This is a genomic window from Paraburkholderia sp. GAS334, assembly GCF_050436625.1.
In the GTDB taxonomy this organism is placed as follows: Bacteria; Pseudomonadota; Gammaproteobacteria; order Burkholderiales; family Burkholderiaceae; genus Paraburkholderia.
The window spans coordinates 379,146-393,765 of the sequence record NZ_JBNDMO010000005.1; the positions used below are offsets into that span (position 1 = coordinate 379,146).

Consider the following 14,620-nt stretch of genomic DNA (forward strand, 5'->3'; position numbering starts at 1 on the left):
AAATGATCCGCTGAACCGCCAGCGGAGGACCATTGAGGGCCAGTATACCGATTTTGACTGCGCCGCCCCGCCTTCCTTCGTACGCGCGGGGCCGCTGCGTCTGTATACTTGTGCCCTTCCGCCAAATACGCCATTAACAACAGGGGCTCTCCCGCCTGTATGCTGAAGTTATCCCTCGTCCGCCTCGTCGCGTGGTCGGTGCGCTATGCCCTGTGGGTCATCGCGCTCTCGCTCCTGCTTGCCGTCGCGAGCGGCTTTTACGTCGCGCATCACTTCAAGATCAATACCGATATAAGCCGCCTGGTTGAGACCGACGCGCAATGGTCCGGCCTCGAAAACGCGATGGACGCCGCGTTCCCCGACCGCGGCCAGACCGTGCTGGTGGTTGTCGAAGCCCGCGCGCCGGAATTCGCCGATGCCGCCGCGCACGATCTCACGGCCGCGTTACAGAAACAGTCTAAGGAATTCGTTGCCGTCTCGCAGCCTGCAGCCGGCCCGTTCTTCGAGCATAACGGGCTGCTATTTCTGCCGCTCAGTCAGGTTCAATCGACCACAACGCAGCTTGCGCAGGCGCGTCCGCTCATCAATTCGCTGGCAAAGGATCCCAGTCTGACCGGCCTCGCCGGCGTCCTGACCACGAGCCTGCTGCTGCCGTTGCAGATTGGTCAGATCAAGCTCGGCGATATGAGTCACCTCCTGTCGCAAAGCGCCACAGTGCTCGACGGCGTGCTCGCCGGCCAGCCTGCCGTGTTCTCGTGGCGCGGGCTGGTCGACAAGGACACGGCCAAACAGCCGGCGCGCGCGTTCGTCACCGTGCAGCCGGTCGTCGATTTCGGCGCGCTCGAACCCGGCGCGCGGGCGTCCTCGGAGATCCGGGCGACCGTCGCCGCGCTGCATCTGGACACCCAGTACGGCGCGACCGTGCGCCTGACCGGCGAACAGCCACTCGCCGACGAAGAATTCGCCTCGGTGAAGGACGGCGCCGTGGTCAATGGCATCGGCACCCTGATGGTCGTGCTCGTGATCCTGTTGCTCGCGCTGCGCTCCAAGCGGGTGATCATCGCGGTCTTCATCACACTGTTCGTCGGCCTCGCGATTACCGCCGCACTCGGCCTGATGATGGTCGACGCGCTCAACATGATCTCGGTCGCGTTCATGGTGCTGTTCGTCGGACTGGGGGTCGACTTCGGCGTGCAGTTCGGCGTGAAGTACCGCGAGGAGCGCCACCACGACGACCGCCTGCCCGCCGCGCTGCTCAACACGGCGCACAGCATCGGCGTGCCGCTGACGCTCGCCGCCGTGGCCGTCGCGGAAAGTTTTTTCTCGTTCCTGCCGACCGCCTATCGCGGCGTGTCGGAGCTCGGGAAAATCGCGGGCGTCGGGATGTTCGTCGCGTACCTCACGAACATGACGCTGCTGCCGGCGCTGCTCAAGGTGTTCGCGCCGCTCGGCGAACCGGTATCGCCCGGTTTCAGGCAGCTCGCGCCGGTCGACGATTTCCTCGACCGCAACCGCAAGCCCGTGCTGATCACGACGCTCATCATCATCGTCGGCGCGCTGCCGCTGCTTCTGCATCTGCGCTTCGACTTCAATCCGCTCCATCTGAAGGATCCGCACACCGAATCGATGGCGACGCTGATGTCGCTGCAGGATGCCCCCGAGGCGTCGGTCAACGATGTGCACGCGCTGGCGCCTTCGCTGGCGGTCGCGGACCAGATGGCGGCGAAGCTGTCGGCGTTGCCCGAAGTTGGCCGCGTGACGACGCTCGACACCTTCGTGCCCGCCGACCAGCCGCAGAAACTCGCGCTGATCGCGAGCGCCGCGCAGCAACTGCTGCCGGCGCTGACGCAACCCACCGCGCCGCGTTCCACTGACGCCAACCGTGTCGCTGCGCTCAAACGCGCCGCCAACCAGCTCGCGCTTGCCGCCGATGATCACCCGGGGCCCGGCGCCGCCGAAGCGCAGCATCTGTCGGCAACGCTGACGAAACTCGCAGCCGCCGACGCCGCCACCCGCGACCACGCCGAGCAGGCGATGTCCGCGCCGCTGAAGATCGCGCTCGGGCAATTGACCGCGCTGCTTCAGCCCACGCAAATCACACGCGAAACGGTGCCGGCAGAGATCGCGCGCAACTGGGTTTCGGCAGACGGCCACGCGCTTGTCGATATCTCGCCGAAAGTGGCGCCAGGCGCCGATCCCGGCGACGACGTGATGCTGCGCCACTTCGCGCACGCCGTGAAAGCCGCTGAGCCGGGCGCGATCGGCGGCCCGATCTCGATCCTGCATTCCGCCGACACGATCATCAAGGCGTTCCTGCAGGCCGCCGGCTGGGCGGTCCTGTCGATCACGATCCTGCTGTGGATTACGCTGCGTCGTTTCGGCGACGTGCTGCGCACGATGATCCCGCTGCTGGTGTCGGCGGTCGTCACGCTCGAACTGTGTGTCGTCTTCAACATGCCGCTCAACTTCGCGAACATCATCGCGTTGCCGTTGATGCTCGGCGTGGGTGTCGCGTTCAAGATCTACTTCGTGATGGCCTGGCGCAATGGCCAGACCGGGCTGCTGCAATCGAGCCTCACGCATGCCGTGATGTTCAGCGCCGCGACAACGGCGACGGCATTCGGTAGCCTGTGGCTGTCGCATCACCCGGGCACGTCGAGCATGGGGAAGCTGCTCGCGTTGTCGCTTTTCTGCACACTTGTCGGCGCTGTGGTATTTCAACCTGTACTGATGGGAAAACCGCGCCCAAAGCGCGCCTCAAAGAAACACAGAGGGATCGACGGATGAAGATGCAAACCTCCGCGCTGGCGCTGGTCGTCGCGTGTGCTGTCACCGGCTGCGCGACCGGTCCCGACCGCAAACCCGGCGATCCGCTGGAGCCAATGAACCGGGCGGTCTTCAAGTTCAATGACTCGCTCGACACGTACGTGGCGCAGCCGATCGCGAAGGGCTACCAGAAGGTGACGCCGAGCCCGCTGCGCACGGCCGTCACCAACTTCTTCTCGAACCTGGGCGATCTCGGCAACGCGGCGAATAACCTGATGCAGCTGAACATCACGGACGCGACCGAAGACATCATGCGCTTCGCGTTCAACTCAACGTTCGGCATCTTCGGCCTGCTCGACTGGGCGACGCCGGCCGGTCTGCCGAAGCATCATCAGGATTTCGGGTTGACGCTGGGCCATTGGGGCGTGCCGTCGGGTCCGTATCTGGTGCTGCCGCTGTTCGGGCCGAGTTCGTTCCGGGACAGCGTCGGATTCGCGGTCGATTTCCGCTTCAATCCGCTTAATTACGCTGAGCCGGCGGTGCGCAACCCGCTTTACGGCCTCCAGTTCGTCAACACGCGCGCCAACCTGCTGGGTGCGACCGATCTGTTGTCGCAGGCGGCGCTCGACAAGTATTCGTTCGTTCGCGATGCCTATACCCAGCAGCGTATTTCGTTGCTGCGCGCCGCAGGCGCCGTGGGCACCTCGCCGACCGCACCGCCTGACTATGGCGATCCGGACGATTCCGGCGCGGCGCCGGCGCCTGCGCCGGCGCCGGGCGCTTCGGGAACCGCGCCTGCGGGCGTGCCAAACTATGCTGATCCGGGCGAAGGTGCGGCAGGGTCGGCAGCGCCCGCGTCGGGTTCGTCTGGATCGACGCCGCCCGCTGACAAAAAGGCGCCCGAGGTTGCTCCGTTGCCAAAGCCGACCGTCCAGTAAGACGCGCTCTTTGCGCGCCGGAATGAAAACCGCCCGACAGGTTGCACCTGTCGGGCGGTTTTTTCTAAACGCGCGGATCGCTGCGACCGTTTTCGCCCGGCGCAGCGTGCCGCCCCGCTCGCGTCAAGCCGCCCGCAACGCGCCGGCGACGCCGAGCGCGTGCCGCGCCCGCACCAGCGATTGTTTTGCCGCGCGCGCATCCGCGGCCAGCTGAAGCAGCGCGCCCAGTTGCGACGGCTGCCGCAGCAGCTCGCGCAGGATCGGCGCGAGCGCCGTATGACCGTCGTCACGCAGGCCGGCCGTCGCGGCGGAAGGCAGCGTGCGCCACGCCGGATCGACAATCGCGCGACACACCGCAAACGGCACGCCATGTGCCGCTGCGACGGCGCCCGCGATATGCGATTCCATATCGACGGCGAGCGCGCCGGTCGAGCGGTTGAGCGCCAGCTTGTCCTGAGCGCCCGTGAGCGGCGCCGTGACAGCTGCCTGAACGCCGCGGCGCAGGCGCGCACTCAATGGCGAGGCGCCGATCGCATGCGCAAGCCGCGCGGACCAGTCGACGTCGGTGACGATGCGCCCGAACGGCCCTTCGACCGCCTCTGCGATGATCAGCGTGCCCGGCTCCAGATCCGGCGCAAGACCGCCGGCTGTTCCAAAACTCAGGATCCCGCTGCAACCCCGCGCCACGGCCGCGCTCAGCGCACGTTCGAGCAGATCGGCGCGCGCCGCGTAGACGACCACGACGCCTGCGCCGCGCGCGATCCGCGCTTCGAACGCCATGCCGGTCACGACGATCACGGGTAATGCGTCACCGCGTGCGGACAATGTCTGCGACACCGCCATCACATCCCGACCGTGACGCGCGTAGTGCCACTGCGCCTCAACGACCGGTAGCGCGCAAGCGCCCACAACGGGAAGAACTTGCGATAGCCGTGATAACGCAAATAGAACACGCGCGGGAAGCCCGTCGCGGTGAAGCGCGTTTCATCCCACAGACCATGATCGCGCTGCTCGCGTTGCAGGTATTCGATACCGCGCGCAACCGCCGGGTGATCGACGGCACCGGCCGCCATCAAACCCATCAGCGCCCACGCCGTCTGCGACGCTGTGCTCGACGCCTGCTCGTATCTGCGATAGTCGAGCTTGTAGCTGGTGCCGTCCTCGCCCCAGCCGCCGTCGTCGTTCTGGATCTTCACGAGCCATTGCACCGAGCGGGCGATACGCACGTCGTCGTGCTTGATACCGGCGGCGTTCAGCGCGCAGAGCGCCGTCCACGTGCCGTAGATGTAGTTCATGCCCCAACGCCCGTACCAGCTGCCGTCGGACATCTGCTCTTTCAGGATGTAGTCGTACGCGCGCTTCGACGGCTCGCTCGCCGACGGCATTTCGCCGAATTGCGCGAGCATCGACAGACAGCGGCCCGACACATCCGCCGTCGGCGGATCGAGCAGCGCGCCATGATCGGAGAACGGGATGTTGTTCAGGTAGTACTGCGTGTTTTCCGGCTCGAATGCACCCCAGCCGCCGTCGCTGCTCTGCATGCCGACGACCCACTCGCGGGCGCGCGCAATGGCTGTGTTATCGACGTTCGATTGCGTCAGCGCGGCTGCGCGATGCATCGCCATCGCGACCACAGCCGTGTCATCGACGTCCGGATAGTGCGGGTTCGCGTACTGGAACGCCCAGCCGCCCGGGCGAATGTCCGCGCGGCGCGAAATCCAGTCGCCGCGCACATCGAGAATCTGCAGCGGTCGCAGCCATTCGAGACCGCGCAGCGCGGCTTGCTCAGCGCGGGCGTCGCCGGTTTCGAGCAGCGCGTGCGCCGCGAGCGATGTGTCCCACACCGGCGACAGACACGGCTGGCAATACGCCTCGTCGTCGTGAATGACGAGCAGCTTTTCGATCGAGCGGCGCGCGATCGCGCGGTTCGGGTGATCGGCCGGATAGCCGAGCACGTCGTACATCATGACCGCGTTCGCCATCGCCGGGAAAATCGCGCCGAGGCCGTCGTCGCCGTTCAGACGCTCGTCGACGAAGGCCACTGCGGCATTCACCGCGCGCTGGCGCAGCGTCTTCGGAAACAGGCCATCGACGACCCGCAACACGCCGTCCACGCCACGGAAGAAGCCGAACCAGCCCTTGTGCTGATGCGGTGCGCGCGGCGACAGACCCGTGGTGACGGGCGCCCCACGGAACAGTTCGTCGATCCGTACGCCGCGCGGATTGCGCGCGACCGGACGCTTCGCGTTCAGCACCAGCAGCGGCACGATCACCGTCCGCGCCCAGTACGACACCTTCGACAGATGGAACGGGAACCACTTGGGCAACAGCGAGATTTCGACCGGCATCATCGGCACTGCGTACCACGTCACGACCCCAAAGAGCGCGAGCAGGATGCGCGTGAACACATTCGACGCTTCCGCGCCGCCGTGCGCGAGAATCGCCTCGCGGGCGCGGCACATGTGCGGCGCGTCCACCGGATCGCCGATCATCTTCAGCGCGAAATACGCCTTCACGCTGGCGCTGACGTCGAGCGCGCCGTCGGTGAAGAGCGGCCAGCCACCGTCCGCGAGCTGGATACGGCGCAGATAACGGCCGATCTTCTGCTCCAGTTCCGGGTTCGCTTCTTCGCCGAGGTAGTGGACGAGCAGGATGTATTCGGCGGGAATCGTCGCGTCGGCTTCGAGTTCGTAGACCCAGTGGCCATCGGCGCGCTGGTCGGCGAGGATCGCATCGGTCGCGCGCGTGATGGCGGCTTCGAGCGGCGCATTTTGCGGCGCGGCGGTTTGCGGCGCAGCGGTTTGCATCGTAGCGTCGGTTGCAGGCGCCAGCGCGGCGGCTGTGGCGGACGTCTCGCCGTCCAGCGGCGGGATCTGTGATAAATCGTTCATCGGCGTTCCATCGGTTCATTCAGAAGCAGGTCCGCGGCCTTCTGGCCCGAGCGGATCGCTCCTTCGATCGTCGCGGGCAGGCCAGTGGCCGTCCAGTCTCCCGCGAGCATGAGGTTGTTCCAGCGCGTGCGCGTGGCTGGGCGCAGCATTTCCTGGTCGGGCAGCGACGCGAACGTCGCACGTTCTTCCACGACGACCTGCGAGACCGGCATGGGCTCGGCCGGCAAACCGGCCGCGAGCGCGACCTCGGCCCAGATCGTTTTCGCGAGTTCTTCGTGCGGCGTGCCGATCAAACGGTCGGCGCCGTTGATCGTCACCGAAAGCCGGCCGTCGAAGGCAAACAGCCATTCCGCTGTCGAGCCCAGGAGACCCATCATGGGTGGCAGGCCAAACGGCGGCTCGATGGCGAAGTGCACATTGACGATCGCGCTAAAGCGCTGCGGCGCCTGCAAACCCGGCACGAACGATTGCGCGACGTTCGGTGGCACGGCGAGCACCACGCCTTCGGTCGCGCCAAGTGCGATGCTTTCGTCGGCGAAATGCAGCGTCGACACGCGCCCGGATTCGGAGAACGTCAAATCATTGAGCCGCGAGCCGAGCTTGATCTGCGCGCCACCGTGCTGCAGCAGACGCAACGCAGGATCGACAAACGCGCTGCCGAGCCCGTTGCGCGCGACCAGTGGCCGACACGCCTGCCCCCCCGTCGCGAACATCTCGCGCGCGACGGCGCCCGCCAGCTGCGCCGTCGCCTCGCGCGGCTCCACGTTCAGCACAGCGAGAAACAGCGGACGCAGCAGACGATCCCACAGGACGCCGTTACACCGCATCGTCTGCGCCATCGTGCGGCCGGGCTTTGCGAACAGCAGCGGCATCATCGACAGATAATCCGCCCAGTACGTGCCGGGCACGCGAGTGTTCGCGTCGAAGATCCACAGCGGCAGATGCCCCGGCGAAAGCTTGACGGTCCAGCGTTCGCTGATCGCGAGATCCGTGAACGGGAACTCGGGCTGCGTCGGGCCTACGAGTTCATCCGCCGCGCCGATCGCGCGTGCGTAACTCAACGTCGAGTGATAGCCCGAGAAGATCAGATGATTGCCCGTATCGATCGTCGCGCCAAGTGTCCGATCGTAATACGTACGGCAACGTCCACCGGCCTGCGCGGCGGCCTCATGCAGCACGACCTGGGCGCCGCGACGCTGCAACTGCACCGCGGCGGCCAGACCGGCGAGGCCCGCGCCGATCACGTGGACAATTCTGGCCATCAGAAGAACGCGTAGCGGGCGACGATCCACAGCAGCCGCGCGCGCGGCTTGCTGACTTTCGTGCGCGGGATGTCAAAGCCCCGGTCAACGGTGCGTTCGAGCAGGCAACGGTAGACGCCGGACATGATGCGCGGCGCGCGGACCTCGCGGCGCGGTTGCGCGTCCATGATTTCGTCGGACTTCGCGAAGTGCTCCCGCGCACGCGCGACAAGGGTGGCGCAGACGCGCGGCAACGACGGATCGTCGGCGATGACGTCGGGATCGGTGGTCGCGATGCCTTCGCGCGCCAGCAGTTCGCGCGGCAGATAGCAGCGGTGAATGCCAGCGTCCTCGTCGATATCGCGCAGGATGTTGGTGAGCTGCAGCGCGCGGCCGAGGTGATGCGCGAGCTCACGGCCGGGCGCTTCCTGCATCCCGAATATCCTCACCGACAGACGGCCCGCCGCGCTCGCGACACGATCGCAGTAGAGGTCGAGCGTGGCTTCATCGGGCGCGCAGATGTCAGCGGCTGCATCCATTGCCATACCGTTGATCATCTCGTGGAAATCTTCGCGCTGCAGATGGAACGTGTGAATGTGCCGGGTCAGCGCGCGCAACGAAGCGCGCGGGGTTCCCGCGTAGCACGCGTCGATGTCGGCACGCCAGCGCTCGAGCGCGGCGGCACGTTCTGCACGTGGCATGTCGCTGTCGGCGATGTCATCGACCGCGCGACAGAAAGCGTAGACCTGATACATCGCATCGCGCTGTGCCGCCGGCAGGATGCGCATTGCGAGATAGAACGAACTGCCCGAAGTCACGGCAGCTGCGTCGGTTTCTGTATCGTCCACGACAAGATTGGAAACGGCCAAGACGATCTCCGCTGAAGCGCCCGCTGATAGCGACTGGGTCGCCGCCCGCAGGGCATGTCGTCCGCGCGCGCGGACACGCGCGAAACACTCCGGCTGGGATGCCGGAAACGACGAAAAGTATAACAATCTTTGGCCATCGCCGCTGAAAACACGTCGGCGGACGCGGCCGGCGTAACAATGCGGCGGGTTGCGTGGCGCGGCGATCGACGGCCTCGCCGACCGGAATCCCGCGTCAGTCCGGGGCAACCGCGCGCCAAAGTCGCGGATAAATATGAAACCCTGCTGGAAAGATAATCGGATCGTCACGCACCGGATTCAAATCCACTGAAGAACGGCTACTCCCGAATCCGCCTGACAACGTCCATCTTCATTTAAGACTGCTCCTATTCAGCCGCAGACGCCGGCTGCCTAAACTGACCTTATTGAGATGCCGCGAACCTTCGTGGCGCCCAACAGGCATCGGTTACGCGATTTATCGAGACATGGCACAGCGTCGCGACGATGCGTGCGACAGGTCGCCGGTCACATCACGCCCGCGTTAATCAATACGACTTCATTTCTCCGGCCAATTGCACCCGGAGAAGACAGATCGCGCCTGCCGATTAAACCGCGACTAACAGGAAATATCATGAAACGTTCTATCCGGCTCACCACTGCATCGTTATTACTGTTCGCTGCAACGTGCGAGGTTCACGCCGCGCGGCACGAATACAGCCCGTTGCAATCGATTGAAAAGACGTCGGTCACCGCCAGCATTCAGACCGGCCACGCGACGCTCGACAAGCTGATCCAGGAGTCGTTCATCGGAGTCACGCCCGACGGAGACAGCCGCCCGGAGCCCGGCCTGCTTATCGCAGCGCCGCGTGTCGAGGGTTCGACGCCATCGCTCGAGGAACTGAAAGTACGCATCGCAGGCATCGGCCGCTGAACGCCCGCAATCAGTTGAACGCGACCGAGCGGTTGCGTCCCTGTCGTTTCGCGCTATACAGCGCGGCATCGGCTTCGTTGATCAGCACCTCGTAGGCCGGCACGCCGGTACGCGCGCAAGCGCCGCCGACACTCGCCGTCACGGGCACCAGCGTGCCCTGCACGTCGATCGCTGTGTCGCCGATCTTGTGGCGGATCTTTTCGGCGACCAGCATGGCGTCTTCCAGCGGCGTGCACGGCAGCAGGAGCGCAAACTCCTCGCCGCCGAACCGGCCGAAGGTATCCTGAACCCTCACCACTTCCGCGACACGCTGCGCCATCACGCGCAACACCGTATCGCCGACCACGTGTCCGAACCGGTCGTTGATCTTCTTGAAGTGGTCAAGATCGAACAGCAGCACCGACAGGTCGCCGCCGTACCGCTGCCAGCGGGTGTATTCGTCGCGCAGCCGCGACTCGAAATAACGTCGGTTCGCGATACCCGTCAGGCCGTCGCAGTCCGCGTATTCCTGCAACTTCGCCACCGCCTCCTCGCGTTCGCGCTGCACAATGCTGACCGCCGTCACGTCGGAAATCGTCACGCAGACGGCCACCACTTCGCGGTCGCGCGTGAGCGGCATGAAGGTGCAGTCCTGCTGCATGAAATCGACGCCGCCGGTGATGGGCCGGTCGTGGTCGAACTTGAACAGATACGGACGCTGCTCCCACGAACTGAATGCAAAGCTGCCCAGCTGGAACACGCTTTCGAGCTTGCGCGTGAGCCACACGCGCGGCAGCTCCGGGAAGCTCGCGAATATCGATTTCCCGACCACCTGCTCCGCGGAGAGCCCGCTGTGGTCGTGCATGAACCGGTTCCACATCAGCACGTTCATGTCGCGGTCGAGCACAAAGATGCCGAAGCCCACACGCTCGACAACCAGATCGCTCAAGGACGCGGACATTTCATTCATAGACTGGACAGCAGCGCGTCGAGCGCTTCATTCATGTGACGGATCGAGTCTTCCGCCATCAACATCACGAGATGGGCGCGGAAGCTCTGGTCTTCCAGCGCGAAATTCACTTCGACCAGCAGCGCGACTTCCCACGCGAGCACCTTCGGCTGGAACACGTCGTCGAGCGACATGGCGGCGCCAAGCAGCCCCGGCGCCGAAAACACCGGCGTGCGGCCAAGCTGGTCGAGAATGCACGACACACAGGCGCCCGTCAGCACGTTCGCCACGTCGTAAATCAGTTCTTCCTGCGAGACGGACTCGTACGCCGAGCCGACATACGGATCATTCACGAGCGCGCACAGTTGCGCGATGCTGCCGCTGCGGCAGATCACCAGCGCCTCACCCTTGATGTCGGAACGAAAACCCTGTCTGACCGCGGTGACGGCTTCGTTGATGCCGGTCATTTCGCGCAGGGCCTCGGCCGCCTCGCTTACGTCCACCACGCGCACGCGCGGCACCGACAGCTCGATGAACGTGTCGAGCAATGTCGCGAGACGGGTCGCGGCCTGACCCATCGCCAGATTGGCGACCTCCTGCAGCGCGTCGCGCTGGTCTTCGTTCAGGGCTGGCTCAGACATACAACCCGTACTCCTTGAGGATGGGCAGTACCGCCTCGGGCGTCACCGGCTTGGCGACGAACGCGATGGCGCCGAGTGTGCGCACACGCGCCTGCGCCATCGGCTGAACGTCGGCGGACACGACGATCACAAACGTATTGAGGTCCTCATGCTGGAGCGCTTCGAGCACCTGAAAGCCCGTCATGTCGGGCATCGTCAGGTCGAGGAACATCACGGAAGCCTTGCCGGCGCGATACAGATCGAGCGCCTCGACGCCATTCGACGCATAGGCGATGTCGACATCCCAGTCCTGCGGAAGGGCTTTGGTCAGCACCTTGCGAGCAAGAAGCGAGTCGTCGGCAATCACAATGGGCAAAGGCATGGCGGCGGTCGGAAGACGTTATTGGCTCAATCGGGTTAACGGCGGCGATACGCCGTTCTTGAGCCGTCGGACCGGCCACGCGAGCGAAAAAGCGGAGAAAAATCAAAAGAATACGGACACGCAACGCCGCAAACGGCGGAATGCGCGAAACCGGCTCGCGCACGGCAAGGTGCGTGAGCGCGAACAACGACGACACAATCCGGCATGGTGGAAGCCTACCCCGTACGTGAACCGGCGCGGCAGTAGACGACCTTGGACCCCGGTGCCTTCGCGCCTGCATCCGCGAGCCTCCACAGCATGCGTTATGCGCACGTTGTCTGACGGGCCCCGCGGGAGATACGTCCGAACATGGCGGACGCATAATTGTCGTAAGAATAATTCTTGAATTAAACTGGCGAAAAAGCAACGCGCCAAAATGGAATCGGCGAACAGAAATGACCCAATATTGGCTTTAATTCAGAAAACTCGTTTCAGCATGACTATATAAAGTTCGCTTTTATCCTTTTGTGTACGTTTGCGCTTCGGGATTTGTCGCTGATTGGATCCGCCTCGCGAAAAAACCACTTCAGACGGCGCGCGGGGCGGAAAAGCCTTCTCTGGGCCAATGCACAAATCGAGGGCTGACTTTCTTCTCGTTTATGATGTCATACGCGGTGTCCCCGTTTTCCGACGATTCCAGCCTTTCCCGACGATGAACCCTGACCGGCCCGACCTGTCCCGAGCGAGCCGCCCTCCTGCCAGCCGGCGCGACGAAACACTGTTCCCGGCCGCGCCTCCCGAACATCATTTCGCGATCCGACGCCTGACGCTGATCGCGCTGCTCGTTGCAGCCGTCGTGCTGCCGTGCATCTACGTTGCGACGATGGCGTGGAGCGACCTGAAAGCGCGCGAATCCGACGCGACCGATGTCACGTTGCGCACCGTGCGCGTCGCTGAAGAACACGCGTTGAAAGTGTTCGACATGAACGAAGCGCTCGACGCGCGCGTCGTGGACCTGGTGAACGGGCTCGACGACGACGGCATCCGCGATCGCGAAGCCGGGATCCACGAAAAGCTGCGCACGATGGGCGGCGGCTATCCGCAGGTCGCCGCGGTGTCGATCTTCAACCATGAGGGCGAGCTACTCGTGAGCAGCCGCTTTTATCCGGCGCCGCCAGTCTCGATCGCCGGCCGAGACGATTTCACCGGCGTGCGCGATAACAAGGTGATCGAGCATGTTTCGAAGGTGATGGCCGGCCACGTCGCCGGCGAACTGGTGTTCAACACCGGTGTCGCGCGGCATGACGAGACTGGGGCTTTTGCTGGCGTCGTCTCCGTTGCGCTGCGGCCGAGTTACTTCAATGCGTTCTATCGCGAACTCCTCGGCGGCGACGATGCGCCGATGACTCTCGGCCTCACCCGCGCCGACGGTGCCCCGCTCGCGCAATATCCGCAGCGGCTGCGCGAGCCGGCGCTCACCGCGCCCCGCTCGCCGTTCACCGAAGCGCTGTCGGAAGGCCGTCGCGCGGGCGTCGTCAAGATGCGCGGCGCGGACGGCGACAGCGTGATTCTCGCGTTCCGCCGCGTCGGGTCGTATCCGGTGTACGTGTCGTGCGGCTATCGCACGTCGGCGATCTGGGCGGGCTGGTATCGCCATCTAAGCCTGCTGATCCTGTCGATGTTCATGCCATCGATTGTGTTGTGGTGCGTGATCTGGCTATCGCTCAAACGCCTCGGCGCGGAAGAAGAAGCGTGGGAGCGCTGGCAGGCGGAAGCATCGATGCGTCGTTCGATCGAATCCGCATACCGGCAGTCGCGCAAGATGGAAGCGCTGGGGAACCTGGTCGGCAGCGTCGCGCATGATTTCAACAACCTGCTGATGATCGTCTCGACCAACGTGCAGATCGCGCGTTGGCGTGGCGCGCCCGGGCTCGACCGCGAACTGTCCGCCGTCGAGCGCGCACTGAAAAGCGGCCAGTCGCTGACGCGGCAACTGCTCGGCGTCGCGCGCAAGCAGCCGCTGCGTAACGAAACGATCGACGTCGGACGCTGGCTGCCTGGCAGTCGCGAGCTGCTGGCGGCATCGCTTGGCGCGAAGGTCGCGCTCGTCGTCGACGTAAGCGCGGGCGTCTGGCCGACGCGCGTCGACGTCGCCGAACTTGAGCTTGCGCTGATCAACATCGCGGTCAATGCACGCGACGCGATGCCGAACGGCGGGCGCTTCACACTGCGTGCGAGTAACGTCGCGTTCCGGCATGACGACGGCTTTCCGCTGACCGGCGACTTCGTGCAGATTTCCCTCGAAGACACGGGCGTCGGCATGCCGCCCGAGGTGCTCGCGCGCGCGTTCGAACCGCTCTTCACAACAAAGCCGAAAGGCATGGGCACGGGCCTCGGTCTGCCGCAGGTGTTCGCGTTCTGCGAGCGCTCAGGCGGTCTCGCCGCGATCGACAGCGCAATCGGCGCCGGCACGTCGGTGCGTCTGTATCTGCCACGCGCCGAGGCTGCGCCGAATATCGTTTATCCCATTGAGCCGGGCGCGGACAAACCGTCCACGCCGCAACAGGGCCTGCGGATTCTGCTCGTCGAGGACAACGAAGAGGTGTCTGCAGGAACCGAAGCGTTGCTGCAAATGATGGGGCACGAGATCACCTGCGCGTTCAACGCCGACGCCGCCATTCAGCTCTTCGACGACGCCCACGCGCGGCAGCTGAAAACCGCCGAACCGCTGCCGTTCGACCTCGTGATTTCCGACATCCACATGCCGGGCGCGATGAACGGCATTGACCTCGCGGAAGCGGTTCTCGCGTTCGAGCCAAAGCTGCCGGTGATTCTCGTGACCGGTTACGCGGAAGAACTGGAACGGGCGCGTCATGTCGATGTACGCGTGCTGTCGAAACCGTTCGATATCGCCCTCCTCGACAAGATTCTGCAAACCATTCAAGGCACGCTTACCCCGACGCATCCGGCTGATTAGCCGAACGCGACTGATTCGACGCCCGTCCGCAGTGCTAATTACGTGATGTTGTAAAAAATGCGCGGGCGTCGGGGCGGCAGCGTCGACGCATCCGCCGATGC

Annotated in this window: 11 protein-coding genes; 4 read left to right on the plus strand and 7 right to left on the minus strand. The window is 64.7% G+C overall.

Translation table 11 applies throughout. From position 1 onward, the window contains the following. Positions 1-159: 159 nt before the first annotated feature. Both P3T21_RS12665 and P3T21_RS12670 read left to right on the plus strand, forming a co-directional pair. Positions 160-2,787, plus strand: coding sequence for an MMPL family transporter (locus P3T21_RS12665; protein ID WP_429256267.1), 2,628 nt, complete (start codon positions 160-162; stop codon positions 2,785-2,787). Then, entirely contained in the window at positions 2,784-3,704 is a 921-nt protein-coding gene (locus P3T21_RS12670; protein WP_429256268.1) for an MlaA family lipoprotein, read from the plus strand. Before P3T21_RS12665 ends, P3T21_RS12670 begins: the two co-directional genes overlap by 4 nt. 123 nt (positions 3,705-3,827) lie before the next feature. On the opposite strand, the gene P3T21_RS12675 is transcribed toward P3T21_RS12670, so the two are convergent. Genes P3T21_RS12675 through hpnD form a run of 4 tightly spaced genes read right to left on the minus strand, consistent with a single transcriptional unit; the run spans position 3,828 to position 8,705 of the window. Further along, on the minus strand, positions 3,828-4,547 hold the full coding sequence (locus P3T21_RS12675) for a phosphorylase (RefSeq protein WP_429256269.1): 720 nt from the start codon (positions 4,545-4,547) through the stop codon (positions 3,828-3,830). Continuing rightward, the gene (gene shc / locus P3T21_RS12680) at positions 4,547-6,595 is read right to left on the minus strand and encodes a squalene--hopene cyclase (protein ID WP_429256270.1); all 2,049 of its coding nucleotides are present in this window, start codon (positions 6,593-6,595) and stop codon (positions 4,547-4,549) included. Before shc ends, P3T21_RS12675 begins: the two co-directional genes overlap by 1 nt. Beyond that, positions 6,592-7,857, minus strand: a complete 1,266-nt coding sequence (gene hpnE, locus P3T21_RS12685) for a hydroxysqualene dehydroxylase HpnE (protein WP_429256271.1) — start codon at positions 7,855-7,857, stop codon at positions 6,592-6,594. The genes shc and hpnE overlap by 4 nt, the downstream gene beginning before the upstream one ends. After that, positions 7,857-8,705 (minus strand): presqualene diphosphate synthase HpnD, encoded by an 849-nt coding sequence (gene hpnD / locus P3T21_RS12690; RefSeq protein ID WP_429256272.1) that lies wholly within the window; start codon positions 8,703-8,705, stop codon positions 7,857-7,859. The genes hpnE and hpnD overlap by 1 nt, the downstream gene beginning before the upstream one ends. A gap of 628 nt (positions 8,706-9,333) precedes the next feature. On the opposite strand from hpnD, the gene P3T21_RS12695 reads away from it, so the two are divergent. Next, the gene (locus P3T21_RS12695; RefSeq protein WP_429256273.1) at positions 9,334-9,633 is read left to right on the plus strand and encodes a hypothetical protein; all 300 of its coding nucleotides are present in this window, start codon (positions 9,334-9,336) and stop codon (positions 9,631-9,633) included. A gap of 10 nt (positions 9,634-9,643) precedes the next feature. On the opposite strand, the gene P3T21_RS12700 is transcribed toward P3T21_RS12695, so the two are convergent. Genes P3T21_RS12700 through P3T21_RS12710 form a run of 3 tightly spaced genes read right to left on the minus strand, consistent with a single transcriptional unit; the run spans position 9,644 to position 11,563 of the window. Continuing rightward, positions 9,644-10,582 (minus strand): GGDEF domain-containing protein, encoded by a 939-nt coding sequence (locus P3T21_RS12700; protein WP_429256274.1) that lies wholly within the window; start codon positions 10,580-10,582, stop codon positions 9,644-9,646. Next, positions 10,579-11,202, minus strand: coding sequence for a chemotaxis protein CheC (locus P3T21_RS12705; RefSeq protein ID WP_429256275.1), 624 nt, complete (start codon positions 11,200-11,202; stop codon positions 10,579-10,581). The genes P3T21_RS12700 and P3T21_RS12705 overlap by 4 nt, the downstream gene beginning before the upstream one ends. After that, positions 11,195-11,563, minus strand: coding sequence for a response regulator (locus P3T21_RS12710; RefSeq protein ID WP_429256276.1), 369 nt, complete (start codon positions 11,561-11,563; stop codon positions 11,195-11,197). Before P3T21_RS12710 ends, P3T21_RS12705 begins: the two co-directional genes overlap by 8 nt. Before the next feature lie 691 nt (positions 11,564-12,254). Here P3T21_RS12710 and P3T21_RS12715 point away from each other — a divergent pair. Further along, complete coding sequence (locus P3T21_RS12715; RefSeq protein ID WP_429256277.1) at positions 12,255-14,519, plus strand: ATP-binding protein; 2,265 nt, start codon at positions 12,255-12,257, stop codon at positions 14,517-14,519. Positions 14,520-14,620 lie beyond the last annotated feature (101 nt).